At 66.0% G+C, this 23,510-nt stretch carries 21 protein-coding genes and 1 riboswitch; of the genes, 1 reads left to right on the top strand and 20 read right to left on the bottom strand.

Features of this window, described 5'->3' with window-relative positions:
* The first annotated feature begins 12 nt into the window (after positions 1–12).
* Positions 13–762, top strand: a complete 750-nt coding sequence (locus tag ACWHRL_RS06585) for a cobalt-precorrin-6A reductase (protein ID WP_447895724.1) — start codon at positions 13–15, stop codon at positions 760–762.
* On the opposite strand, the gene cobJ is transcribed toward ACWHRL_RS06585, so the two are convergent.
* The 20 genes from cobJ to ACWHRL_RS06485 form a co-directional block, all read right to left on the bottom strand.
* The gene (gene cobJ, locus ACWHRL_RS06580) at positions 738–1,487 is read right to left on the bottom strand and encodes a precorrin-3B C(17)-methyltransferase (RefSeq protein ID WP_447895723.1); all 750 of its coding nucleotides are present in this window, start codon (positions 1,485–1,487) and stop codon (positions 738–740) included. The two genes, ACWHRL_RS06585 and cobJ, sit on opposite strands and share 25 nt — an antisense overlap.
* Entirely contained in the window at positions 1,484–2,209 is a 726-nt protein-coding gene (gene cobI / locus ACWHRL_RS06575) for a precorrin-2 C(20)-methyltransferase (protein ID WP_447895722.1), read from the bottom strand. Before cobI ends, cobJ begins: the two co-directional genes overlap by 4 nt.
* Positions 2,206–2,835 (bottom strand): precorrin-8X methylmutase, encoded by a 630-nt coding sequence (locus ACWHRL_RS06570; protein ID WP_447895721.1) that lies wholly within the window; start codon positions 2,833–2,835, stop codon positions 2,206–2,208. Before ACWHRL_RS06570 ends, cobI begins: the two co-directional genes overlap by 4 nt.
* The gene (locus tag ACWHRL_RS06565; protein WP_447895720.1) at positions 2,819–3,979 is read right to left on the bottom strand and encodes a cobalamin biosynthesis protein CobG; all 1,161 of its coding nucleotides are present in this window, start codon (positions 3,977–3,979) and stop codon (positions 2,819–2,821) included. The genes ACWHRL_RS06570 and ACWHRL_RS06565 overlap by 17 nt, the downstream gene beginning before the upstream one ends.
* Positions 3,976–7,800: a cobaltochelatase subunit CobN gene (gene cobN, locus ACWHRL_RS06560; RefSeq protein WP_447895719.1), complete on the bottom strand. Its 3,825-nt coding sequence runs from the start codon at positions 7,798–7,800 to the stop codon at positions 3,976–3,978. Before cobN ends, ACWHRL_RS06565 begins: the two co-directional genes overlap by 4 nt.
* Positions 7,800–8,921, bottom strand: a complete 1,122-nt coding sequence (gene cobW / locus ACWHRL_RS06555; protein WP_447895718.1) for a cobalamin biosynthesis protein CobW — start codon at positions 8,919–8,921, stop codon at positions 7,800–7,802. The genes cobN and cobW overlap by 1 nt, the downstream gene beginning before the upstream one ends.
* Complete coding sequence (locus ACWHRL_RS06550) at positions 8,908–10,269, bottom strand: cobyrinate a,c-diamide synthase (protein ID WP_447895717.1); 1,362 nt, start codon at positions 10,267–10,269, stop codon at positions 8,908–8,910. The genes cobW and ACWHRL_RS06550 overlap by 14 nt, the downstream gene beginning before the upstream one ends.
* Entirely contained in the window at positions 10,269–10,862 is a 594-nt protein-coding gene (cobO, locus tag ACWHRL_RS06545; protein WP_447895716.1) for a cob(I)yrinic acid a,c-diamide adenosyltransferase, read from the bottom strand. Before cobO ends, ACWHRL_RS06550 begins: the two co-directional genes overlap by 1 nt.
* The gene (locus tag ACWHRL_RS06540; RefSeq protein WP_447895715.1) at positions 10,859–12,661 is read right to left on the bottom strand and encodes an AAA family ATPase; all 1,803 of its coding nucleotides are present in this window, start codon (positions 12,659–12,661) and stop codon (positions 10,859–10,861) included. Before ACWHRL_RS06540 ends, cobO begins: the two co-directional genes overlap by 4 nt.
* Entirely contained in the window at positions 12,658–13,455 is a 798-nt protein-coding gene (locus ACWHRL_RS06535; RefSeq protein WP_447895714.1) for an ABC transporter ATP-binding protein, read from the bottom strand. Before ACWHRL_RS06535 ends, ACWHRL_RS06540 begins: the two co-directional genes overlap by 4 nt.
* Positions 13,452–14,429 (bottom strand): FecCD family ABC transporter permease, encoded by a 978-nt coding sequence (locus ACWHRL_RS06530; protein WP_447895712.1) that lies wholly within the window; start codon positions 14,427–14,429, stop codon positions 13,452–13,454. The genes ACWHRL_RS06535 and ACWHRL_RS06530 overlap by 4 nt, the downstream gene beginning before the upstream one ends.
* Positions 14,426–15,271, bottom strand: a complete 846-nt coding sequence (locus ACWHRL_RS06525; RefSeq protein ID WP_447895711.1) for a cobalamin-binding protein — start codon at positions 15,269–15,271, stop codon at positions 14,426–14,428. Before ACWHRL_RS06525 ends, ACWHRL_RS06530 begins: the two co-directional genes overlap by 4 nt.
* Before the next feature lie 31 nt (positions 15,272–15,302).
* Positions 15,303–17,114, bottom strand: a complete 1,812-nt coding sequence (locus tag ACWHRL_RS06520) for a TonB-dependent receptor domain-containing protein (RefSeq protein ID WP_447895710.1) — start codon at positions 17,112–17,114, stop codon at positions 15,303–15,305.
* 138 nt (positions 17,115–17,252) lie between these two features.
* Positions 17,253–17,470: riboswitch (cobalamin riboswitch) on the bottom strand.
* A 20-nt stretch (positions 17,471–17,490) separates the two neighbouring features.
* Positions 17,491–17,928 (bottom strand): bifunctional adenosylcobinamide kinase/adenosylcobinamide-phosphate guanylyltransferase, encoded by a 438-nt coding sequence (locus tag ACWHRL_RS06515; RefSeq protein ID WP_447895709.1) that lies wholly within the window; start codon positions 17,926–17,928, stop codon positions 17,491–17,493.
* Entirely contained in the window at positions 17,880–18,524 is a 645-nt protein-coding gene (locus ACWHRL_RS06510) for a histidine phosphatase family protein (protein WP_447895708.1), read from the bottom strand. The genes ACWHRL_RS06515 and ACWHRL_RS06510 overlap by 49 nt, the downstream gene beginning before the upstream one ends.
* Complete coding sequence (locus ACWHRL_RS06505) at positions 18,476–19,237, bottom strand: adenosylcobinamide-GDP ribazoletransferase (RefSeq protein ID WP_447895707.1); 762 nt, start codon at positions 19,235–19,237, stop codon at positions 18,476–18,478. Before ACWHRL_RS06505 ends, ACWHRL_RS06510 begins: the two co-directional genes overlap by 49 nt.
* A 13-nt stretch (positions 19,238–19,250) precedes the next feature.
* On the bottom strand, positions 19,251–19,781 hold the full coding sequence (locus tag ACWHRL_RS06500; protein ID WP_447895706.1) for a bifunctional adenosylcobinamide kinase/adenosylcobinamide-phosphate guanylyltransferase: 531 nt from the start codon (positions 19,779–19,781) through the stop codon (positions 19,251–19,253).
* Positions 19,778–20,797 carry an adenosylcobinamide-phosphate synthase CbiB gene (gene cbiB / locus ACWHRL_RS06495; RefSeq protein ID WP_447895705.1) on the bottom strand — a complete coding sequence of 340 codons (1,020 nt, stop codon included), beginning with the start codon at positions 20,795–20,797 and terminating at the stop codon, positions 19,778–19,780. Before cbiB ends, ACWHRL_RS06500 begins: the two co-directional genes overlap by 4 nt.
* Complete coding sequence (gene cobT, locus ACWHRL_RS06490; RefSeq protein ID WP_447895704.1) at positions 20,794–21,831, bottom strand: nicotinate-nucleotide--dimethylbenzimidazole phosphoribosyltransferase; 1,038 nt, start codon at positions 21,829–21,831, stop codon at positions 20,794–20,796. The genes cbiB and cobT overlap by 4 nt, the downstream gene beginning before the upstream one ends.
* 163 nt (positions 21,832–21,994) lie before the next feature.
* Positions 21,995–23,443 (bottom strand): efflux transporter outer membrane subunit, encoded by a 1,449-nt coding sequence (locus tag ACWHRL_RS06485; RefSeq protein ID WP_447895703.1) that lies wholly within the window; start codon positions 23,441–23,443, stop codon positions 21,995–21,997.
* Between the last annotated feature and the right edge of the window lie 67 nt (positions 23,444–23,510).

Raw genomic sequence — 23,510 nt, 5'->3', positions numbered from 1 at the left:
CGTCCTGACATCATGAATAAGGTTTTGATTCTGGGAGGCACCAGCGAGGCCAGCGCCCTGGCCCGTGCCTTGGCCGCGCGGGGCATCCGCGCCGTTTTTAGCTACGCAGGGCGGGTCAAGCACCCCAAGCCCCAGCCGCTGCCCACCCGCGTGGGCGGCTTTGGCGGCGTAGCGGGGCTTTGCGCGTTTATCCAACGCGAAGGCATTACCCACCTGGTGGATGCCACCCATCCGTTCGCCGCTCAAATGAGCCACCACGCCGTTGAGGCCGCTAAGCTCTGCGACACGCCGCTCATCGCCCTGACCCGCCCCGCCTGGCAAGAGGTCGAGGGCGATTGCTGGCAGCGTGTGGCAAGCCTTGGCGCCGCCGTGAGCGCCCTTGAAGGGCCGCGCCAGCGCGTGCTGCTGGCCATTGGCCGACAACACCTGGCAGCCTTCAGCGCCCAGCCCCAGCACCACTACGTGCTGCGCCTGGTCGATGAACCCGAATGCCCACCGCCACTTGCCCACCACACCGTGCTGATTGAGCGCGGCCCGTTCACCCTGGAAGGCGACCTGGCGCTGCTGCAAACCCAGCGCATCGAGCGCATCGTGTGTAAAAACGCCGGCGGCACCGGGGCGGCGGCCAAGCTCGCCGCCGCTCGCCAGCTGCAGCTGCCCGTTACCTTGATCGAGCGCTCTCACCGGCCGCCACGTTTAGAGGCGCACGCGGTGGACGACGTGCTGGCCTGGCTCGCTCAATCTATTGATCGCGGCGTATAAACCAGCGGTGCGCCATCTCGCTCGATCAAGCGCGTTTGCCTGGAGCCAACGATCACCAGAGTGCGCATATCCGCCATCTCCGGGGTGGCATCCGCAAGTGTAACCACGCGAATCGATTCCTCCGGCGTGGAAACGGCCCGGGCGAAAATGATCAGCCGCTCGGGCTCGCACTCGTCACGCAGCACCGCTAACGTGCGCTCGAACCCGACGGGGCGCGACTTAGAGCGCGGGTTGTAAAATGCCATGGCAAAATCCGCTTCCACCGCCAGGCGCAGGCGCTTTTCGATCAGCGCCCAGGGCTTTAAATTATCGGATAAATTGATGCAGCAGAAATCGTGGCCCAGCGGCGCCCCGGCGTGGGCACTCGCTGCCAGCATGGCGGAAATACCCGGCAGCACCTGAATATCGAGCGCGCGCCATTCGGGGTTGCCGGCTTCCAGCGCCTCAAAAACCGCGGCGGCCATGGCGAACACGCCGGGGTCGCCGGAAGAAACCACCGCCACGCGCCGCCCTTCCAGCGCCATGTGTAGCGCGGCCTCGGCCCGGCGTATCTCCTCGCGGTTGTCCGAGCCGTGGCGGGTCAGGCCCGCGCGCGGGGCCACGCGGTTCACGTAGGGCACGTAGCCCACCACGTCCGTGGCCTCTTCAAGGGCGGCCGTTACCTCCGGCGTTATCATCGAATCCGCCCCCGGCCCCAGGCCGACGATCTTGACCCAGCCGTTCATGGGCGCCTCCCGCTTCCGTGAATCAACACGATCGAGAAGTACGGCACGCGCTCCCCGGCCTCCGCCAAAGGCACCACGCGCTGGTTCTCCATGGCGGCGTATTCGATCAGCCAGGCGTGCTCATCCCGGCCGGCGCTTTTGAGCGCCCGGCGCAGCTTGCCAAGATGCCGGCCGATTTTCATCACCACCAGCGCATCGGTTTGGGCGATACGCTCAGCAAGCGCGTCTTCCGGCAGTGTGGCCATCGCCACGGTCAGCACGTCGTCGCCCCAGGTGATGGGTTGGCCGGTGGCCGTCCAGGCGGCGGACATACCGGTAATCCCCGGCACCACGTCCACCGGCACGCGGTTTGAGAGCCGCGTGTAGAGGTGCATAAACGAGCCGTAAAAGAACGGGTCGCCTTCACAGAGCACTACCACGTCGCACCCGGCGTTACTCATCTCGATCAACTGGGCCACGCTTTGCTCGTAGAAGGTCGCCAGCAGCGCGTTGTAGCGCGGGTCGTCGAAGGGGATCTCGGTGGTGACCGGGTACTCCATGGCAAGCTCGACTACATCAACTGCCAACAGCCCTTCGACGATGCTGCGCGCGTGGCCCTTTTTGCCCTTCTTGTGGAAGTAGGCAATGTGGGTGGCGCCGCGAATCAGCCGGTCGGCGCGCACGCTCATTAGATCCTGGCAGCCCGGACCCAGGCCGACGCCGGTGATGCTCCCTTGAGTCATTCGATGCGATCCGCCAGGGCGTTGATCGCGGCCACCGTGACCGCGCTACCACCCAGGCGCCCGCGCACGATGCAACCGGGAATCTCCGGGGTTTGCCAAAGCGCCTCCTTGGACTCCGCCGCGCCGACGAACCCCACCGGGCAGCCGATCACCGCCGCCGGGCGCGGGCAGTTGGGGTCTTCCAGCATGTTGAGCAGATGAAAGAGTGCCGTCGGCGCGTTGCCGATGGCTACCACCGCGCCTTCCAAATGTGGCCGCCAGAGTTCCAGCGCGGCCGCCGAGCGGGTGTTGGCCATCTCTTTAGCGAGGTTGGGCGTGCGCTCATCGTGCAGCGTGCAGATCACTTCATTATGGGCGGGCAGGCGCGTGCGGGTGATGCCTTCGGACACCATGCGCGCGTCACAAAGAATCGGCGCGCCGGCCTCCAGCGCGGCGCGGGCCTTGTTCACCGCGCCCGGTTGGAAGTGAATATGCGCGGCAAGTTCCACCAGGCCCGCGGCGTGAATCATGCGCACGGCAACGACCTCTTCCTCCGCGCTGAAGCGGCCAAGCTCAGCTTCGCGGCGGATGATCGCAAACGACGCCCGGTAGATCGCCGGGCCGTGGGTTTCATAGGTATAAGGCACCCAGCTTCTCCAAAGTGTTCAATACGTCAGGCTCATCGAGCCCGCGCGCCGCCGGCACTGCGTCGGCGCGCTCGTTGATTGTTACGTCAAACCGCCCGTCGCGCCCCACCAGGCACACCGCCGCCGGTTGCTTGCGGGCGCAGCCCTTGGCGCAGCCGGAAATATGCACGCTTTCTGCTTTAATGCCGGTCAGGCGGCGGGCCAATGTTTGGGTTTCGACGCTTGCCTGGGCGCAGTACGGCGCGCCGGGGCAGGCATCGATTAAAAGGCGCGGGTCGTCGTCGCGGACAATGACATTCTCTAATACGGGCAGCTGCGCAAACGCCGCGCCGGTGATCAGCAGCCGCCGCCAAGGCGTGACCTGCAGGATGCACTGGGTAAAAGGCGTGACCAGCGCGCGAAGTTCCCGGGCGCTCACCCGGCCAAGGGCGAGGCCCACCACGGCGCCCAAAGGGTGATCGCCCAGGGGCAGCTTTTCACCTGCGCCTGCCGGGCAAGCATTTTGGGGCGCCCACGCCGGCAGCGCCGCGCGGTGGCGGGCCATGCGTTTGGCCTCACGCCCGCCGCTTTCCACGAACCAGTGCGAAAGGCGAATCACTAGTTCCACGGCAGCCTCGATGTTCGGCGCGAGCGTCCCCTTGGCACGGGCTTCGCAGCGCACCAGCAGCGCGCCGTTTTTGCTTCGCTCGATGCGAAAATCCGCGGGGCTGTCACCCAGCACTGGCGCAGGCCCCAGGTCGACCGCGACCCCCACCTTGGCGGGAAGCGCGGGGAACGCATGGCCCCGGCCGCTTAAAAGGCGCGCCGCGCGGCGAGTGTCGTCACCTTCTTGACCACCGGGGGCCAGCATCATGGGCGGTACGCGCTCGGCGTCCGGGGTTTGGCTTGCCAGGCCGTGCTCGATTAGAAAATCCATCAGCGGCGGCCAGGTGGCTTCGCTTACCCCGCGCAGCTGCAGGTTGGCGCGGTTGGTCAGCTCGATCAGCCCGCTGCCGTAAATCTCCGCCGCCTGGCAAAGCGCCAGCGCCTGGACGCGGGTTAGCTCGCCCTGGGGGGCGCGCACGCGCACCAATAGGCCGTCGCCGGTGGCCATGGGCCGCCAGGCGCCGGGGCACCAGCCCTTTATTTGCGGTACGCGGCTCACCGCCCGCCCCGCTCTTTGGCTTCGTCCATTTCCAGCAGTAGCTCGCTCAGCTTTTCAGCCTGCTCGCCGGGCGCCTGCCACATGCCGCGCTGGACGGCTTCCATCAGCCGTTCGGCCATCTCGTCAAGGGCGGCCGGGTTATGCTCACGCAGAAACTGCTGGTTGGTTTCATCCAGCACCAGCGCTTGGCTCACCTGGGCGTACTGGTAGTCCGCGATCAAATCCGTAGTGGCGTCGTAAGCGAACAGGTAATCAATCGTCGCGGCCATCTCAAACGCGCCCTTGTAGCCGTGTTCGCGCATCGCCTCGATCCACTTGGGGTTCAGCACCCGGGAGCGAATCACCTTGCCGAGCTCCTCTTTCAAGGTGCGAATGGTGGGCATCGCCGGGTTGGCGTGGTCGGCGTGGTAGATCGTCGGTTGTTCTCCGCTGAGCGCGCGGCTGGCGTTGGCCAGGCCCCCTTGAAAGGCGTAGTAGCTGTTGGAATCGAGAAGATCGTGTTCGCGGTTATCCTGGTTGTGCATCACCGCATCGAGCCCCTTCACCTGCTGCTCGAAGGCGGCGCGGGCGGGGGTGCCTGCGTTTTCGAACTGCCCGTAGGCGTAGGCGCCGGTACGCAGGTACGCCTCGGCCAGATCATCCGCGCTTTCCCAGCTGCGGTTTTCGATCAGCCGGTTCAGCCCCGCGCCGTACTCACCGGGTTTGCTGCCAAATATGCGGTAGCGCGCCTGCTCGCTGGCATCACCATCGTCCAGCCCTTGGGCTTTTAGCTCCGCGGTGCGGGCGAGCACGGCCTGGCGAATCGTGTTGCTGTTGCCGGGCTCGTTGTAGTCGGCCACCGCCTGTACCGCGGCGTCGAACAGGCGAATCACGTTGGGGAAGGCATCGCGGAAAAAACCGGAAACCCGCAGCGTGACATCGACCCGGGGCCGGTTTAAAAGCATCGCGGGGATGACCTCGAAATCGATCACCCGCTGGGAGCCCAGCGACCACTTGGGCCGCACGCCCATCAGCGCAAAGGCCTGGGCGATGTCGTCGCCACCGGTGCGCATGGTGGCGGTGCCCCAAATCGAAAGCCCCAGCCGGCGCGGATAGTCGCCGTGGTCCTGCAGGTAGCGCTCCACGAACGCCTGGGCAGATTTCTCGCCCAACTGCCAGGCCGCGGGCGAAGGTATCGAGCGGTTGTCTACGCTGAAGAAGTTGCGCCCGGTGGGCAGCGTGTCCAGGCGCCCGCGGCTTGGCGCGCCGCTCGGCCCGGCGGGTACGAAGCGCCCTTCCAGGCCCGCGATGAGCGAGCCAAGCTCCATCGTCACGCCGCGCTGTAATGTGGCCCAAAGCGTGCGGCCAAAGGCGAGCTGCTCGGCGGTGGCCGGGTAGTCGTGCGAAAGCGCCTCCAAACAGCCGTCTTGTAGTACGTAGGCGCTGACCAGCTGCTCGGCCAGAAGCTCCAGGCGCTCCCGGGTATCCGCGCCGCTGCGCCAAGGGCTTGCCAGCAGCGCCTTCAGCACCGCAGGCGTCGGGCCCGTCCAGGCTTCGCTGCCGGCGGCCAGCGGGTCAATCTCCAGGCTTAAATCATCGGCCAGGTTCTGCAGCAGGCTGCGTCGAACCACGGCGTTGCCGCGCGGCAGGCGTAAAAGCGCGACCAGCGTGCCCGCGCGTTTTTCCACCGGCGGGTTGGTGCCCAGCACGTGCAGGCCGTGGCGAATCTGGCTCTCCTTGATATCGCACAAAAACGTGTCCAGTTCACTTAAAAGCTCAGCGTCGCAATGGCCGCCGTACTCCCCGCCCTGGGCAAGCTCCTGGTCGATGCCGGAATCGCGCAGGTGCTTAAGGATTTGGCTGCGAATCAGCGCCTCGCGCCGGGGGTCCATGTCCAGCGCCTGATAGTACTCGTCCGTCAGCGCCTCGAGCTCGGCCATGGGGCCGTAAAGCTCGGCGCGGGCCAGCGGCGGCATCAGGTGATCGATAATCACCGCCTGGCTTCGCCGTTTGGCCTGGGCGCCCTCGCCCGGGTCGTTGACGATGAACGGATAAAAGTGCGGCAGCGGCCCCAGCGCTATTTCCGGCCAGCACTCACTGCTTAACGCCGTGCTTTTACCCGGCAGCCACTCAAGGCTTCCGTGCTTGCCCACGTGAACCACCGCCTCTACCCCATAGTGCTCGCGCAGCCACAAATAAAACGCCAGGTAGCTGTGCGGCGGCGCCAGCTCCATATCGTGGTAGGACTGGGTCAAGTCGTCCGCGAAGTCACGCTCGGGCTGGATACCGACAAACGTCTCGCCCAGGCGCACGCCGGCAATCATCAGACGGCCCTGGCGGTATTTGGGGTCGTCTTGTGGGGCGCCCCAGCGCGTGGTCACCGCCGCGCGAAGCCTTTCGGGCAGGGTCTCAAACCAGGCCAGGTACGCGTCCACGCCGATGCTCTGCCAGCAGCCGCGATCGAGCCCCGCGTGGTCGTTGGTGATCGAGCCTTGAAGCAGGCCAATCAGCGCGTCGCCGCTTTCGGGAATGTCCGCCACCGGGTAGCCCGCTTGCGCCAAAGCGGTCAAAATATTGAGCGTCGAGGCCGGGGTGTCGAGCCCCACGCCGTTGCCGATGCGCCCGTCCCGGTTGGGGTAGTTGGCCATGATCAGCGCCACGCGCTTTTGGGCGTTGGGCGTTTCGCGAAGCCCCAGGGTGCGCCGGGCGAGTTGGGCCACAAAAGCGGCGCGCTCACGATTGACGCCATGATGGGTGATCGAGAGCTGGCAGCGCTCATTAAAATGGGCCTCGGCCTTGAAGCCCACGGCCCGGGTAATCACCCGGCCGTCCATTTCCGGCAGCACGATTTGCATCGCCACGTCCCGGGCGCGAAGCCCGGCGCTGGATGCCGCCCAGTCCTCAACAGTGCTGCTGGCAAGCATCGCCTGCAGCACCACGGGCTGGCCGGTAAACAGGCTCTCGTCGGGGGCGACCGTGACGGACTCGGTGTCCGCCTCGTCGCTGTTGCGATTGACCGAGAAGCTTGTGGTGTTGATCAAAAGCCCCGCGCCGGTCGCCTCGATCAGGTGATTGACGAACTCGATACAGGCGCGCTCTTTGAGAGACGCCACCGCCACCGCCAGCGGCGAAAGCCCCTCGGCTTCAAGGGCTTCGAGCATGCCATCGACCACGCCCGTATTGCCGCCCTGCAGGTGGCTTCGGTAAAACACCAGCAGGCAGGTCGGGCCGTCGCCGCGGGTTTTGCGCCACTCGTGAAGGCTGCCCGAGGCCTGAGCGCCTTGCGGGGCGTAGATCACCGCCGGCGGAACGACCCGCGGCTCCTGCCAACTAAAATTTTCAAGGCTTTGGGGCATACAGTTCGCGGCGATAAAGCGTAGAAGCTGCTCGGCGTTGTCCACGCCGCCTTCGCGAAGAAAACGCCAGACCCGGTAGGCGTCATCAAAGCTCACGCTCGACTCGCGCAGCAGCGCATCGTCCGGCGCGTCGCAGCCGGGCACGACAATGAGCGCTCGCTCAGTGCCCGCGGCCTGCCAGGCAAGCAAACGCTCGAAGCCGTACTGCCAGTAACCCTTGCCGCCCAAAAGCGAGACCACAACCACTTTGGCGTGCTCCAGCACCTTGTGCTCGTAAAGGTCAAACGCCGCGGGCTTGGCCAGGTTCATCCAGTTGGCCAGGCGCAGGCTCGGGTAGGCCTCGCCCAGTCGATCAGCGGCCTGAGCCAGCGCCGACAGGTTGCTATCGGCGGCGGAGAGAATCACGACATCAGAAGGGCTTTGCTGTAAATCGACGATGCCTTCATCGTCGACAAAGCCCCCCGGCTTGGCGGCAAATAGATGCATCAGGCGCTGGCCGTCATCTCGCTATCGGCCAGGGCCTTTTCGATCGCGGCGCGGTCAAGGTCGTGGCCGATGAACACCAGCTGGGTCTGACGCGGCTCGTCTTGCGCCCATAGGCGGTCGAAATAGCCGTCCAGGCGCTTGCCCACCGCCTGCACCACGCGGCGCATCGGCTTGCCCGGCACCGCGGCAAAGCCCTTGGCGCGGTAAATTTGCTGGGTGTTCAAAAGGGTTTGGAGCGCGGCGTCCAGGGCGGTGGCGTCGACTTCGCCCAGGTTAATAACACAGGAGTCGAAATGATCGTGGGCATGGTCGTGGTGGGCGCCTTCGGCGTGGTGCTTGTCGTGGTGGTTGGTGATCGCGTCGATCCCCTTCTCGCTTGCCGCGCCGATGCCCATCAGCGCCTCCAGCTGCGCGACGTTGTCGGCAAGCGTGGGGTCGATGAACAGCGTCTTGACCGACGGGGGCACCTTGGCGGCGATCAGCGCTTCGACGCGCAATTTTTCGTCCTCGCTTAGCAGGTCGGTTTTGCTCACCAGCACCAGATCCGCGGCGCTTAGCTGGTCATCCAGAAGCTCTTGCAGGCTGGGGTCGTGGTCGAGGCTATCGTCCGCGAGGCGCTGGGCGGCCACGCGCGCTTCGTCGTGGGCGAAGCGCCCGGCGGCGACGGCCGGGCCATCGAGTACGGTAATGATCGCATCGACGGTGCAGTGCTGACGCACTTCCGGCCAGTTGAACGCCTGCACCAGGGGCTTGGGCAGCGCCAGGCCGCTGGTTTCGATCAGGATATGGTCGATCCGGTCGCGCCGCTCGACGAGTTTTTTCATCACCGGCAGAAACTCTTCTTCCACGGTGCAGCAGATGCAGCCGTTGGCGAGCTCGTAAATACCGTCGTCATCACCCTCGAGCGCTGCGCCTTCGGCTCCGGGTTCGCAGTCAAGGGCGCAGCTGCGCAGAAGGTCGGAGTCGATATCCTGCTCGCCGAACTCGTTGACGATCACGGCGATGCGCTTGCCGGTCATGCGGCGCAAGATGCTTGCCAAAAGCGTGGTCTTGCCGCTGCCCAAAAAGCCGGTGACGACCGTGGCGGGAATTTTGCTCAGCTGTACGTTAGGAGTTGGCATTCAAGGCCTCGCGGGATAGCGGTTCACTGGCCGTAAGGCGCGCGGAAAAAAGCGCGGCCACGGCCTCGGGGTTGTTCGGGAAAAACAGGTGCAGGTAGGTCGCCGTCAGGCGGCGTGCGCGGTAAATCGCCTCGCCGGGGGCCGGGTGGCGTTGGCGGCGGCCATGGGCCACCGGTTTTGGGGTGCCTTCGGCCATCGAGCGGTGGTGGGCATGGCCGCGAATGTCGCCTTCCGGCAGGGCCGCGGTTTGCATCCCCTGGCAGCCGCGCCGCCCGCGCATCGCACCGTGGCCAGGTAGCAAACCAAGCAGGCTGTGGCGCGCCTCGTCGTAGTCGGTCAGCGTTTCCAGGCTATATAAAAGCCCCCCGCACTCGGCAAGAATCGGTTTATCTGCCTCGAAAAACCCGCGAATCGCCGCTTTTATGGCGTGGTTGTCCGCAAGCGCGGCGGCGTGAAGCTCCGGGTAGCCGCCGGGCAGCCATAAAGCGTCGCACGCCGGTAGCGCTTGATCGGCCATGGGCGAGAAAAAGCGCAGCGTCGCGCCCATCTGAGTTAAAACGTCCAGGTTCGCCTGATAGATAAAGCTGAACGCGGCGTCCCGGGCGACCCCTATGGTGCGCCCGGCAAGCGCCGGGCCAAGCGTGGGCGGCGCGTCTTGTGGCGCCGCGAAGCTTACCGGTTCGAGCGCGCTTAGCGCCTCCAAAAACCCGGCGGCTTTCATCGCCGCAGCGCCGGCCTCGAAACGCGCTTCGAGCTCCTCGCGGATCTCATCCGCCTGCACCAGCCCCAGGTGGCGCTCGGGAAGCGAGAGCGCCGGGTCGCGGGCGATGTTGGCCAGCAGCGGAATGTGCGCGGGAAGCGCGCCTTCGATGAGCTCGCGGTGGCGGGCGGTGGCGCAGCTATTGGCGATCAGCCCGGCGATATTGATGTCGTCGCGAAAGCCCGCCAGCCCCGCCATCACCGCGGCGGCGGTTTGCGCCATGCCCTTGACGTCCATCACCACGGCCAGCGGAATGTTAAAAAGCGCGGCCAGGTCGGCGCTTGAAGGTTCGCCGTCAAAAAGGCCCATGGCGCCTTCGACGAGGATCAAGTCCGCATCGACCGCGGCTTCATAAAAGCGCTGGCGGCAATAAGAAACGCCGGCCATCCACAAATCGAGCTGGTCCACCGGTGCGCCGCTGGCCTGGGCGAGAATTTGCGGGTCAAGATAATCCGGGCCGGTCTTGAATACCCGCACGACCTTGCCCTGGTTGCGTACAAGACGGGCAAGTGCGGCGGTCACGGTGGTTTTGCCCTGCCCGGAGGACGGCGCGGCGATAAAGAGCGCAGGGCAACGAGCGGTACGCATCAGTATTCGATCCCCTTTTGGGCCTTCACACCGGCGCGGAAGGCGTGGCGCTCGTCGGCAACAACACTGATGGTATCGGCGATCTCTTGTAAGGGCGTTGCCATGGTGCGCCCGGTGATGATCACGTTCTGGTGCGCCGGGCGGCTTTGTAACGCCTCGACCACCGGCGCCACGTCCAGGTAGCCGTACTTGAACATGTAGCTCATTTCATCGAGCACGATGATATCGACGTCCGGGTTTTCCAAAAGCCCCTTCGCGACGTGCCACGCGGCCTGGGCGGCTTTTACATCGCGCTCGCGGTCCTGAGTCTCCCAGGTAAAGCCCTGGCCCATGATGTGCCACTCCAAGCGCGGGTGGTCGCGAAAGAACAGGTACTCGCCGGTTTCCCGGCGCCCCTTGATGAACTGGATCACCGCGCCTTGTTGACCGTGGCCAAGCGAGCGGGCAAGCGTCCCCAAAGCGGAGCTGCTTTTGCCTTTGCCGTTGCCCTTTAAAAGGATCAGCACGCCGCGCTCTTCGGTGGCCTGGCTAATGCGCTCGTCGACCACTTCCTTTTTGCGCTGCATGCGGCTTTGATGGCGCTCGATGCTCATGGGGTCTCCTGAAAAGGGAGGGGTTGATAGCGCGCGCCCAGCTCGCGGGCGAGCCGCTCGCCCTGGCCGCGCTTGACCCGGGCTTGTTCGGTGTCCAGCACCAGGCAGTCGCCCAGTGGCTCTACCCCGGCCAGGGAGTCGCGGGTGCGGCCATCTGTAATCAGGTAGGTCAAAACGTGCAGGCCGGGTTCTCGGCGCTGCCACTGGCGCACCAGGCGCCCGGCCTGCTCCACCGCCCGGCGAAGCGGGGTGCCACCGCCGCTCGCGGCGTCGTCGAGTTTCACCAAAAGGCTTTTGGGCGCGCGCTGGCGGGCAAGTAGCGCGGTGATGGTGTCGTTGCCAAAGCCGAATACGGCTAGCTGCTCGCGACCTCGATACGCCTGGCGGGTTAGCGCCTCGACAAAGCCCTTGGCACGGCTTAAAAGCCGCCCGCGACGGGTTGAAGACAGCGTGGAGCCCGAGGTATCCAGCAGCACCAGGTGAAGGCGCGGCTGGCCTGCCCGCGCCGGGCGGTAGCAAAGGGTTTGCCAGGGGCGCGCGCCACGGTTGGCGACGATAGTCGCGAACGGATCCAGGCGCGGCGCCGGCGCCGGGGTGCGCTTGAACGCGCCGCGGCCCCGTTGGCGGCCCTTGCGCGCGCCGCGGTCCATCGGGTCGTTCAAGGCGTTGTTGACCGGGGCGCATAAGGGGGCTGGCGGTGTCATTGGGCCCGCCTCATTCGCCGCGGTTTGCTGTTTGGCCGGCGCCATGGCGCCCCACTGGCCTGAATCGTCTGAGCCCGCATTATCGCTAACGCCCTGGCCCGCGCCTGCGCCCGCCGCCTCGCCGCGGCCGCTCGTTGGCGGCGTGCTACCCGAGCGGCTGTCGGGCTGGTTCCCCGAGCCGCCGCTTTCGCCGTTATTCGATTCGCCGTCGTCGTTTGAATCCGGGTTTTCGTCCTCCGGGACGGTGCGCCGGTGGTCGAGCACCCAGGCGGCGACGGCGTCGATATCCCTTTGTTCGACCTCGGCTGCCTCGCGCCAGGCGGCGTGGGCCTGGGCGGCGCGGTGCCAGGTAACGTCGGCGCGCAGCCCCTCGACCCCCGCCGCCGCGCAGCGCCTGGCGATCTGCTCATAGGCGGCGTCCGGTGTGATGACGCCATCAAGCCTTTGCTGGGCGCGGGCCACGCGCTCGCAAAGTTCACGCTGCTCTTGTAAAAAGCGCTCGGCAAAACCTTCAGGGTCACGGTCAAACGCTTCGCGCTGGCGCACGATGGCGATGCGCTCGCCAACGCTCGTCTCGCCTGGCTGCACCACGCTCAGGCCGAAGCGGTCCAGCAACTGGGGCCTGAGCTCGCCTTCCTCCGGGTTCATGGTGCCAATCAGGCTAAAGCGCGCCGCGTGGGAGTGACTGACGCCGTCGCGCTCGACGACGTTGGTGCCGCTGGCGGCGACATCGAGCAGCAGGTCGACCAGGGTGTCCGCCAATAAATTGACCTCGTCGACGTACAAAATGCCGCCGTGGGCACGGGCCAAAAGCCCTTCCTGAAAGTGGACCTGGCCGTCGGCCAGTACGCGGCTGACGTCGAGACTGCCCGTCAGGCGCTCTTCGCTTGCGCCCAGGGGGAGCGTGACGAACGCCGCGTCACCGGCGGCGCTTTTGGGCAGCAGCGCGGCCAGCGCCCGGGCCAGGGTCGATTTGGCGCTGCCCCGCGGGCCGCTGATCAGCACCCCGCCAATGCGTGGGTTGATGGTATTGAGGATCAGCGCGGTCTTGAGCGCTTCATGGCCCACGACGGCGGCAAAGGGAAACGTCGTCACAAGGGCCTCCCGGCATTTTGGGTGGGGGTCACCCGCGGCATGTAGACCGGGGCGCCGTCGATCTCGGCTACGCTGAGCCGCTGGCGGTAGAGCCGCTCCAGGGCGTCGAGCTCGAGTACCTCATTGCGCGGCCCGGCGTTGACCTCGCCATCCGGGTATAAAAGGAGTAAATGGCTGCACCAGCGGGTGGCCAGGTTGAGGTCGTGCAGGCACATCATCACCGCCTTCCCCGCTTGGGCCTGCTCGGTCAACAGCGCCATGACCGCGCTCTGGTGGTGAAGGTCCAGGTGGTTGGTGGGCTCGTCCAAAAGCCACACCGCCGGGTTCTGGGTCAGCACCGTGGCCAGCGCCACCCGCTGGCGCTCCCCGCCGGAGAGCGTGGTGATCAGGCGCTTTTCGAGCGCGCTCAAATCGAGCTGCGCCAGCGCCGCCTTCAGGCGCTCGATATCCTCATGACCCTCGCGCTGCCAAAGCGAAAGATATGGGTGGCGGCCCATCATCACGCTCTCTTGTACCGTGGCGGGAAAGCCGTCCATGCGCTCCTGAAACACCAGCCCTAGCCGCCTGGCGATATGGCGGCGCTTGAACGAGCCAAGCGGCGCGCCGTCGAGCTCGACGTGACCCGCCCGAGGCGCGTTCAGCCCGGCGAGCGTATGCAAGAGCGTGGTTTTGCCCGCCCCATTAGGCCCGAGTACGCCCCACACTTGGCCGGGTGCCACGCTCACCTCGATGGGCTGGCCGCTCGCCCGGCCCGGAATCTCGAGCACCAGCCCCTTCGCGCTCAAGGTGCTCATGGGCGGCTCCGGTAGAGCAGCAGCAAAAAGGTCGGCACGCCTAAAAGCGCGGTGATCACACCAACGGGCAGCTGCTCCGGGGCGATCAGCGTGCGCGCGAGCGTATCCGCCAGTACCAGCAGCGTGCCGCCGGCCAGCGCGCAGGCGGGTAGAATCCGGCGCTGGTCGTTGCCCAGCACCAGGCGCAGCATGTGCGGCACCACCAGGCCCACGAAACCGATGCTGCCCGCGGTGGTTACCGCTACCGCCGTCAGCAGGCTTGCCAGCACGTAAATGCCCCACTCCAGTGGGCGCACCGCCACACCTAAAGCGGCGGCCTGGTGCGGGCCGCGGGCCAGCACGTTCAGGCTTCTGCCCAGCGGCCATAAAAGCACGCAGGTAGCCAGCAACACCGCAAGCGGCGGCCAGGGCGTTCGCGCGTAGGCGAGATCGCCCATTAGCCAGTAGAGCATGCCGGGTAGGCGCTCAGCCGGGCTCATTGCGAGCATCAGCGTAATCACCGCGCCCCAGCCCGAGGCCACGACCACGCCGGTCAGCAAAAGCCGCGCCGGGGTCCAGCCGCCGCGCCCCTGGGCCAGGCCAAATACCAAAAGCGTGGAGACCAGCGCGCCGACAAACGCGGAGCCGGTGACCAGCAAGCCGCTGATACCCGCGAGCATCGCGCCAAGCGCGCCAATGCTCGCCCCACCGGAAAGCCCCAGCACGTAGGGGTCCGCCAGGGGGTTGCGTAAAAGCACCTGCATCAGCGCCCCGGCCACGGCCAAAAGCCCGCCGACCGCGAAGGCGGAGAACGCCCGGGGCAGGCGTAAATCCAGCACCAGGGTGCGCGACAGCGCCTCGCCCCCGCCGGTGAACACTTTTAAAAGCTCGCCCACTCCTACTGAGGCGCTGCCGCTGACGAGCGCCAGCCCTAGCGCCAGCACGGCCAAGCCAACCAGCACAGCAGGCCAGGCTTTCAAATGGCTTACGCTCAAGGCGCCGTCTCGTTGCGGGCGGTGGCCAGGTGCTCGCATAGAAGACGCGCGCCTTCAGCCAGGCGCGGCGTGGGCCGCTGAATCAGCGAAGGTGGCACGAAATAGAGCCGGTCGTGGGCGGCCGCCTCGAGACTCGGGTACTGCTCCCAGTGGGTCAGCCAGTGGCGGTTCTCCTCGCCCATGCCGCCGGCGACGATCACCGCCGGGTCGGCGGCGAGTACCGCCTCGTCATCCAGGCGCGGCACTAGCCGGCCCTGGCTTCCAAACACGTTGCGCCCGCCGCACAGGCGAATGACCTGGCCGATCAGGTGCTCGTCGTTCACGCTCATCAGCGGCGCGTCCCACACCTGGTAGAAGGTATCGACCGGGCGCTGGTTTGCGTACTGCGCTTCCAGCGCCGCCATTTCGTCGCGAAAGCGCTGGGCGGTTTGCTCGCCCTCGGCGTCGGTGCCGGAAAGCGCGGCGAGGCGCTCGATGGCGCTGGCGACCCCCTCTACGCTGCGCGGCTCGATATAAAATACCGCCATACCCAGCGCCTCTAGCGTATCGAGCTGCTCGGCGGGGTTGCCGGTCACCCAGCCAATCACCAGGTCCGGCGCCAGCTCCACCAGCGCTTCCAGATCCAGCCGGGTGTGGCTGCCCACCGAGGTGACCTCCTGGGCCTCGGGCGGGTAGTCACTAAACGACACCACCGCCACCACCTGCTCGCCGGCCCCGGCCGCGTAAACGAGTTCCGTCGCCCCCGGTGACAGCGCGGCGATGCGCTCGGCCGGGGCGCTCAAACACACCTCACGGTCGAGATCGTCCTGGGCGCACACCTCGGCTTGGGCGGTGGCGCTCATACAGAGCGCCACCGCCAGGCCCAGAAGCCACTTATTGACCAAAGTTGACGCTCAAAAACGCCGCACGGCCGGCGTTGATGTAGTCGGCGCCATCAAACGAGCGCGTGGTGACGTAGTCCTGATCCAGGACGTTCTCCAGCGTCACCCGGGCGCTCCACAGGGGCGCGAACGCCCAGCCGGCGCGCAGGTTCACAAGGCCATAACCGGCGAGGCGGTCGTCGTTGGCCCCGTCGCGGTAGCGGTGATTCTGCGCCACCCAAGAACCGCCCACCGAGTACTCGCCAATCTCGCGGTCCACATCCAGGCGCAGGCTTTGCGTGGCGCGGTTTTGCAGCCGGTGGCCGGTGGCGCGGTTCTCCGGGTCGGTGTAGGTGAGTGCGGCGGCTAAAGTCCAGGCATCGATTTCTACACCGCTCGATAGCTCGACGCCGCGAACACGCGAGGTGGGCACATTGAACTGCTCACCCTGGCCTGCAATCAGGTTGTCGATATCGGTCTGGTAAAGCGCGGCGTCCCAAAAGAGGCTGGCGTACTGGCCCCGCGCGCCGAGTTCGACGGTCTCGGATGTTTCCGATTCGAGGTCCGGGTTGCCGAAGTCCGGGTAGTAAAGCTGGTTATAGGTCGGCGCGTTGAAGGCGGTACCATAATTGGCACGCAGGGTGTGGTGGGCGTCGACATCGAAGCCCAGGCCTACGCTTCCGGTCACCTCGTCGCCGTAGCTTTCGTTGCTATCGAAACGGGCGCTGGCCTGCAGGGTGAACGGGGCGAAGTCGAAAAGCGCCTGGCTGAACGCCGCCTTGTTGTCCCGACTGGTTTCGTCGTAATCGACGGTGCTGTCGATCTTGTCTTCGCTGTACTCGGCCCCGGCGATGAACTCATGGGCGCCGGCGGTGAAGGTATTCTCCCAGCGCGCGGTGCGGATTTTGGTGTCGAAGGTGGAGTCGCCGAACTCATCGATGTTGTCGCTTTCGTCCCGGGCCTCGGAGAGCGTGACCCGCGAGCGCCAGGCATCCATCACCGGCACCTCACCGTAGACGGCGGCCACTTGTTGCACGAAGTCGTCCTCGCCCTCGTCGTACTCGTTGTTGCCCCTGGCGCGCAGCGCCAGTACGCCGGTCTCCGCGCCGTTATCAAAAGTGTGCGAGACCCGGGCGAGCGCGGAGGTGTTGTCATAGCCCTTGTCGTCGCCACCGCGGCGCACGGGCTGGCCTTCGGTATTGAAGTGGCTGGCGGCGAAGCTGTAACGCGTGCCGCCTTCCTGGCCGCTGATACCGGCGCTGGCCCGCGCGGTGCCGAAAGAGCCGCCGCCGAAGGAGAGCCGCGGCTGCGGGCCTTGTTCATCGCCCTGGTGGGTGAATAGCTGCACCACGCCGCCGATGGCATCCGCCCCGTAAAGGCTGCCCCTGGGGCCGCGCACGACCTCGGCGCGCTCGAACATGCGCGGGTCGAGATTCGACCACGCCGCCCCGCCGCTGGTGGCGGAGCGCAGGCGGATACCGTCGATCAACAAGACGTTCTGGGCGCTTCCGGTGCCGCGAATGAACACGCTCGAATTCTTGCCGAAGCTGCCGTTGCTGGAGACGTCCACGCCGGGCTGGCCGCGTAAAAGGTCGGTGACGCTGACCGGGTCCTGGCGGCGAAAGGTGGCTTCGTCCAGTACGGTAACCGATGAAAGGCTTTGGTTGGCGGTGCGCGGGGCGAGCGTGGCAGTCACCACGACCGGGTCGAGGGCCTGATCATCGTTTGGCGTGTTCGAGGAAGGCGCTGACTGGGCGGAGGCGGCCAACGGCAGTGCGACGAGCGTCAAGGCGGTAAGCCCGGAGGTGGTACGCGAATATGACATGGTGGGTCCCTTTGGCCGTGCTCACCCGCACAGCCGATTTTTTATAGGGCCGGGCAAAGAGTGGACAAGGGGAAATAGCGGGCGTGGGTGGCCCGTATCAGCCCTAAGCACGCCCTCCGCGACTCGGCAGTAGTGGTTCTAAAACCTGACGTTTGGGCCGGTCTCCGGGCTGACGAGCAAAAGGGGCTCTCTTTAAAGGACACCCTTTTCAAACGGCCGCCTTCCCATGTCGCGGGCGACACAGTGGCATATTGGCCGTTCTTGACTCGATTACCGTTGCGGGGGCAGCGCTGGAATGGGCACCAGCTTCCCGTTTAACTGGCGCGCAGGCCAGCACCCAAAGGTGAGCGTAAACTAGCAAGTTGCCCTGACAAGGTCAATCGACCTCGGCAAGGCGCTGGGTCAGGCCGTGGCGCACGTACCACACGCGCTCGGCGCGCTTGGCCGCGTCCTGGCTCAACCAGCCGTTCAAATCGCGCAGGCGGCGGTCGTCCTGGGCCATGGGCACCAGGCCTCGGCCTACTTCGTTTAAAATCAATATGATGGTCGCGTTTCGCGTCGCAGCGGCCTGGCATAGAAAATCGATATCCTCACGCCATTGAGCGCGCAGGTGCTCGTTATCCGCCTCGTACTCGCCGTGGCGCGCCACCCAGTTTAAAAAGCCGTTGATCACCAGTGGTTTGTTGGGCACCAGTATCGAGTGGCAGTCCGCCAGGCGCTGGCCCGGGGCGAGGGTCCACCAGGCGGCGTTTTCAAAGCGCGCTTTTACGGCGTCTCGTTTTCCAGCGCGGGCACCGCCGATGAAAAGCTGCATTGCCACCCCTCTTGCTGAACGTGATACTTGAGTGTCAGGCGCCGGCCGGTGGCCTGGAGCACCGTGGCCTCCCAGAAAGGCACGGACTCGAAACGCCGTCTTAGTTCGCGAATCACCCCGCCGTGGGTGACCGCCAGTATGCGCCGATGGCCGTACTGGCGGGCGCTTTGGGCCACGTCCTCGAGCCAGGCGTCCAGGCGGTGACGCAGATCACCCGCGGATTCGCCGCCGGGGATTCTAAGCTCTCCTACGCTATCAATCCAGGCGCGATAGCCCGGGTCGTTTTTGAGTTCGTCGTACACCTTGCCCTCGTAGTTGCCGAAGTCGAGTTCACGAAGCCGGGGCTCGTCATGGACCGGTGCTACAAAGGCTTCGGGTTTGATCCACTCGAAGGTTTGCCGGCAGCGGGTCAGGTCACTCACGTAAATGGCGTCGAACGCCTCCCTTGCCAGCGCTTCGCGCAGGGTGTCGAGGCCCTCTTTCGCATCGGGCAGCAACAGCGGGATATCGCGCTGGCCCTGGTAGCGCCGCTCCAGATTCCAGGCCGTTATCCCGTGGCGAACCACCACCAGCTCCACATCACCATCAAAAGCCACAGTTCAACTCCTTCTATCAAAGCGCCGGCCATATCCCCATTGATGCCCCTGAAGGCACGCAGAACACCCGCCCGGTAAAGCGCGGTAAACAAAAGCGCCGCCATGAGCCACAGGATCAATGCCGGGTAAAAAAGCGCCACGACCAGTAGCGGCACCAGTGCAAGCAAGACGTCTTGCGCGGTAAGCGAGCGCTTGAGACTAAACGCAAGCCCCGCTTGATGAGCGCAGGGGCTTAGCACCAGAAACGCCGCGCCCGCGAAGCGGCCCAGCGCCGGAATGATCAAAAGCCAAACGAGCGGCGCCTGGTAGGCGAGCAGCGCCCATAAAAGCACCGCCTTCCAGGCCAGCAGGAAAAAAAGCGCCAGCAGCCCGAAGCTGCCTACCTGGGGGTCTTTCATGATTTCGAAGCGCCGCTCAAGCGGCTGATTGCTGCCCAGCGCATCGGCCAGGTCCATCGCACCATCGAGATGCAGGGCGCCGCTCAGCGCGACCCACAGGCTCAAAAGCGCCAGCGCGCCAAGCGGCGCGGGCATCGCAACGTACTCCAAAAAATGCGCGACGAGCACGAGCACGGCGCCGATAAAAAGCCCCACCACCGGGTAGGTTCGCAGCGCCCAGCGCCGGGTGGCGGCGTTCCATGGACACTCGATGGGCAGCGGCACGCGGGTCAAAAACTGAAACGCCAGCACGGCGCCGAACAGGGCGTTTTTCAAGGCGGTGACTCTTCTAATCGGTATTTGCGGGTTTCCACTCGACGCCGCGCCCGGCGACGACCTCGACCACCGAGTCGGCTTCCTGGGCCAGCAAACGGTGCAGGCGCTGCAGAAAGCTTACAAAACGCCAGACCATCGGGTCCTCCGGCAGCAGCGCCTCGTTGATGTCGTTGGAGACGACGACCAAATGCAGGCACCGGGCGCGGGCCTGCTGCACGAACGCCTCGAGGCGCCGGACGCCTTCCTCCTCGGAAAGCCCTGCGCTGAACAGGAGCTGGCTGGCCCAGAGCGTCAGGCAGTCTACCAGCACGGCCTGGTGGGCCGGAATACTTGCCAGCGCCTGGTCAAGATCCGCCGGGGCTTCGAGGGTGACCCAACGGCTGTCGCGACGGGCCCGGTGCTGCGCTACGCGCTCGGCCATCTCGGCGTCACTCACCCGCGCCGTTGCCACGTAGTAGCAGTGCCCCTGGGCGGCTTTTAGCGTGAGGGTTTCGGCCAGCCGGGACTTTCCCGAGCGCGCCCCGCCGCTTATGAACGCGATCATTCGGCCCCCAGGCGCAGGGTCACCGCATAATCGGCCGAAGCGAGCGTTTCGAGCGCCCCTCCCGCCCAACCACAGGTGATCATCATCAACAAAAAAAGCCCCCAGGCCACATGCATCAGGCGAATCGTCACGGCGATATGCCGGGCGCCGAGCGTGACACTCCCCGGCCCCAGCGTGGCGCGATGGGAAACCACGCCCTGGTAATAGTTGACCCCGCCAAGGCGCACCCCCATGAGCCAGGCGACCATCGCCTCGGGCCAGCCGGCGTTGGGGCTTGGGTGGCGCGGCGCCTGGCGCCGGGTATGGGTAAAGGCATCGGCCACGAAGAGGGTTTCTTTACCGCTGGCCGCTAAAAGCGCCCCCGCCGCCCACAGGCAGACCGCGGTCAGCCGCGCGGGTAGCCAGTTGGCGATGTCGTCAAGCTTCGCCGAGGCGAAGCCGAAATCCGCGAAGCGGGCGTTTTTATACCCCACCATGGAATCCAGCGTATTAACCGCCTTGTAGGCCAGCGCCAGCGGTGCGCCGCCGATGAGGGCGAAAAAAAGCGGCGAGGTGATCCCGTCGACGCTGTTCTCGGCCACGGTTTCCACCGCGCCGCGGGCGATCTCGGCCTCATCCAGCTGTTGGGTGTCGCGGCCCACCACCCTGGCCAGTGCCTGGCGGGCGCCGGGTAAATCGCCCCGGGCGAGCGGGGCGGCAACCATCCGCCCCGCCTCGGCCAGGCCCTTGATCGCAAAGGTCGTGGCGAGCAGCCAAAGCTCGGCGACCAGGCCAAGCCAGGGGTGCACCCTGCTCAACAGATCGAGAAGCAGCGTCGCCAGGCCAAACACCCCGCCCACCACGACCAGTGTTAAAAGCCCGCCTTTGAAGCGCCGGGCAAGGGCGCCGCCGCGATTAAGTCGCGCTTCCAGAAAATCGATCACCCGGCCCATGCCCACCACCGGGTGCAGCAGCCGCCGAGGGTCGCCCACGGCTAAATCGACCGCGACCGCCCAAAGCACCAGCCAAACCGTCACTCGCTTGCCACGCCGGCGTTTGCAAACGTGGCCATCTCGCCCATCATGGCGCAGGCGGCGGTCAATAACGGAAAGGCAAGCGCGGCGCCGCTGCCCTCGCCCAACCGCATGTCGAGTTCGAGCAGCGGCGTGGCGCTTAGCGCTTCGAGTGCCAGGGCGTGGCCGGGCTCCGCGGAGCGGTGGCCGAACACCAGATAATCGCGCACCGCGGGGCATACCCGCACCGCTACCAGCGCCGCCACGGTCGCGATGAAGCCATCGACCACCACCGGCAGGCGGTTGGCGGCGGCGCCAAGATAGGCCCCGGCCATGGCGGCAAGCTCCAGCCCGCCGAGCGCCGCCAACACCGAAAGCGGCGCCTCGCTATAGGTGCGCTCGTTCAGGGCGCGCTCGATCACGCCCACCTTGTGCGCGAGACAATCCTGGGCCAGGCCCGTGCCCGCCCCTACCAGCGCGGACACCGGATGGTTCAAAAGCGCCGCCAGTACGGCGCTACTGGCAGTGGTATTGGCGATCCCCATTTCGCCGAGTATCAGGCTTTTACAGCCGGCCCTTTGGGCGCGCGCAACGGCGTCCGCGCCCGCCTGCATCGCACTCTCCACTTCATCCCCGGTCATCGCGTTTTCCCGAGCGAAGTTGCGCGTGCCGCGGCGCACTTTGGCAGCGACCACCCCGGGCGCTTCGACATCGCTTGCCACGCCCACATCGACCACTTCCAGCCGCGCGTCGATCTGGCGGGCGAAGACGTTGACCGCCGCCCCGCCGCTGGCGAAGTTGGCGACCATCTGCGCGGTCACTGCTTGGGGAAACGCGGAGACGCCTTCGGCGGCCACGCCGTGGTCCGCGGCAAAGACGATCACCCCGGGCGGGGCCACATCGGGGTTGAGCGTGGCGCTGATTTGGCAAAGCGTGACGGCCAAGTCTTCCAGCCGCCCAAGACTGCCCGGGGGTTTGGTGAGTGAGTCCAGATAGGCCCTGGCCTGGCGCTCCATGCCGGCGTCGATGGGCTGAATGCGGGAAATCAGGGTGTCCATGGCGGGCTCCGGCGCGAAGGGGGTGAATCAAAACCTTGTAGAAATCGGGGCCGGAAAAAACCGCCGACCATGAGAAACGGGCCTGCCAGAAGCAGACCCGTCGCGAGTGACACCCATGATACCAAAGCCTGCCCGTGCTGGCTTTGCCTCTGCGCCCCGGATATCAGCGGGGCTGGCTCTCCCAGCCACCGCCTAGCGCTTTGAACAGCGTGGCCACGGCGGTCAAGCGGTCGCTTTGCACCACCGAGCGGTCGAGCCTGGCGGAGAGCAGCGAGCGCTCGGCGTCCAGGCGCTCGAGCATGCTGGTTTGGCCCTGGTCGTACATCAACACCGCCAGGTCGCGGGCCCGCGATACCGCGGCGAGTTCCTCGTCCGCGGCCTCGATGCGCTGCTCGGAGAACCGGTAGCTATTGAGCGCGTCGCGCACCTCGACGAAGGCGGTCTGCACGGTGAGCCGGTACTGGGCGTCGGCCTGCTCGACCTGGGACTCTGCCACCTCCACGTTGGCCCGGGTGCGGCCGAAATCCAGAATCGGGCCGACTACCGAGGCGCCCAGCCCCCAGGCGCGGGCGTTGTCGGTGAACAGGTCGCTCGAGTCTGCGGCCACGCTTGCAAGCGAAGCGGTCAGGTTGATCGAAGGAAGCCTGGCCGCCTCGGCGACGCCCACCTGGGCGTTGGCGGCGATCAGCGTCGCCTCGGCGGAGCGGATGTCCGGGCGGCGCTGTAGAAGCTCCGAGGGCAACAGCTGCGGCAAACGCTGGGGTTCGGCGATCTCGACCAGGCGAGTGTTGCCGTAGTCGAGCTCCCCCATCAGCTCCGCAGGCGTTAGCCCCACCAATGTGGCCAGCGCCCCTTTCAGCGTTTCTACCTGCTGATTGACCTGGGGGAGCTCGGTGCGCACGCTGCGCCACTCGGCCTCGGCTTGGCGAAAAGCGAGCTCGCTGATGTCACCCAAATCAAAGCGCAGCTTCTGTAGCCGGTAGGTCTCTTCGTAGGTCGCCTCGGTCTCTTCGAGAATATCGCGCTGGTACTGGGCGTTTTTCAAATCGAAATAGGTGGTGACGACATCGGCGATCACGCCGATCTCTGCGGCGTCCCGGGCGAAGAGGTTTTCGCCCAGGGAAGCCAGCGCCGCCTCGCGCTGGCGCTCGAGCCGGCCCCATAGATCCAGCTCGTACTCGAGGCTTGCCGCCAGCGAGAACTCGTTGTTGACCGAGGTCAAAAGATCCTGCACCGGGTCGATGTCGATGGGGATCGATGCCCCCGGCATGCGCTCCCGGTTGGCCTCGAGCTGATAGCCCACGGTGGGAAAGCGCTCCGCGTCGGCAAAGCCGAGCTCTGCCCGGGCCTGCTGAATGCGCGCCAACTGCACGGCGAGCTCCAGGTTGTCCTCGGTGGCACGCTCGACCAGCGCGTTGAGCGCCGGGTCGTCGAACTGGCGCCACCAGTCGCGCCACTCCCCGCGCTCGGTTTGGCTCAGGGTAATTTGCTCGGGCCAGGTATCGGGCAGCGCGATCTCCGGGCGCTCGTACTCGGGCCCCACCGCGCAGCCGGTTAAAAGCGCCAGCCCCACCGCGCTCAGCCAGTGGCGCTTAAAGACTCCCTTCTTCATCGATTCTCCTTGCTTTTTTAATCACTTACTTGCGCGGACCGGCCATGAAAATCTGGCTTCTCGAGGG

This window comes from Vreelandella sp. GE22, assembly GCF_968212445.1.
This window is presented reverse-complemented; position numbering and strand designations above follow the sequence as displayed.

Coding starts and splice junctions, on each gene's coding strand:
- cobJ (WP_447895723.1), bottom strand. CDS start 1,487: ATGAACGGCTGGGTCAAGATCGTCGGCCTGGGGCCGGGGGCGGATTCG.
- ACWHRL_RS06500 (WP_447895706.1), bottom strand. CDS start 19,781: ATGATCGCGTTCATAAGCGGCGGGGCGCGCTCGGGAAAGTCCCGGCTG.
- cobI (WP_447895722.1), bottom strand. CDS start 2,209: ATGACTCAAGGGAGCATCACCGGCGTCGGCCTGGGTCCGGGCTGCCAG.
- ACWHRL_RS06550 (WP_447895717.1), bottom strand. CDS start 10,269: ATGCGTACCGCTCGTTGCCCTGCGCTCTTTATCGCCGCGCCGTCCTCC.
- cobT (WP_447895704.1), bottom strand. CDS start 21,831: ATGGACACCCTGATTTCCCGCATTCAGCCCATCGACGCCGGCATGGAG.
- cobO (WP_447895716.1), bottom strand. CDS start 10,862: ATGAGCATCGAGCGCCATCAAAGCCGCATGCAGCGCAAAAAGGAAGTG.
- cobN (WP_447895719.1), bottom strand. CDS start 7,800: ATGCATCTATTTGCCGCCAAGCCGGGGGGCTTTGTCGACGATGAAGGC.
- ACWHRL_RS06485 (WP_447895703.1), bottom strand. CDS start 23,443: ATGAAGAAGGGAGTCTTTAAGCGCCACTGGCTGAGCGCGGTGGGGCTG.
- cobW (WP_447895718.1), bottom strand. CDS start 8,921: ATGCCAACTCCTAACGTACAGCTGAGCAAAATTCCCGCCACGGTCGTC.
- ACWHRL_RS06585 (WP_447895724.1), top strand. CDS start 13: ATGAATAAGGTTTTGATTCTGGGAGGCACCAGCGAGGCCAGCGCCCTG.
- ACWHRL_RS06515 (WP_447895709.1), bottom strand. CDS start 17,928: ATGCAGCTTTTCATCGGCGGTGCCCGCGCTGGAAAACGAGACGCCGTA.
- ACWHRL_RS06520 (WP_447895710.1), bottom strand. CDS start 17,114: ATGTCATATTCGCGTACCACCTCCGGGCTTACCGCCTTGACGCTCGTC.
- ACWHRL_RS06535 (WP_447895714.1), bottom strand. CDS start 13,455: ATGAGCACCTTGAGCGCGAAGGGGCTGGTGCTCGAGATTCCGGGCCGG.
- ACWHRL_RS06525 (WP_447895711.1), bottom strand. CDS start 15,271: ATGAGCGCCACCGCCCAAGCCGAGGTGTGCGCCCAGGACGATCTCGAC.